2 pseudogenes are annotated in these 547 nt (G+C 68.4%); both read left to right on the top strand.

What is annotated here, in order from left to right:
• A pseudogene (locus VSR34_RS38320) lies at window positions 1–237 on the top strand (molybdenum cofactor guanylyltransferase MobA); the annotation flags it as partial.
• Window positions 238–298: 61 nt separating this feature from the next.
• A pseudogene (locus VSR34_RS38315) lies at window positions 299–547 on the top strand (molybdopterin molybdenumtransferase MoeA); the annotation flags it as partial.

Here is a 547-nt window from a genome sequence, read left to right as displayed (position 1 = left end):
ACCGTGACCACCGTCGACAGTCGCGGCGAAGCCTCGCTGCACCCGGTCTTCGCACTGATGCGCGCCGCCTTCGCGGACGACCTGGCCGCGTTTCTGGCCGCCGGCGAGCGCAAGGTCCGCGCGTGGTACGCGCGCCACAAGACGGTCGAAGTCGTCTTTGCCGACGAGCGCGCGTTCTACAATGCCAACTCGTTACAAGAACTCGCCGACCTCGAACGTAATCGAGACCCCGGCTGACATCCGCTCCGGCCGCACGGCAACAGCCGCGCCCGTCTCCGGTCGCGACGCCCAGCCATTCATGACCACGCTCAACGACTTTTCACGCTGCGTCGCGCAGTACGATCCTCACGCGCTACCCGTCGGGGCCGCTCAGGCGATTGTCCGGCAGTGGGCGACGCCCATCGCGGCCGTCGAGCGCGTGGCATTGCGTGATGCGCTCGACCGCGTGCTCGCCGCCGACATCGTGTCGCCGATCGACGTGCCCGCGCACGACAACTCCGCGATGGACGGCTACGCATTCAATCACGCGGCGCTCGCGGCCGGCATG

Origin of the sequence: Paraburkholderia sp. JHI2823 (assembly GCF_038900695.1) — a bacterium.
GTDB lineage: Bacteria > Pseudomonadota > Gammaproteobacteria > Burkholderiales > Burkholderiaceae > Paraburkholderia > Paraburkholderia mimosarum.
Note: the sequence above shows the minus strand (reverse complement) of the source record. Positions and strands in the feature narration are given on the sequence as shown.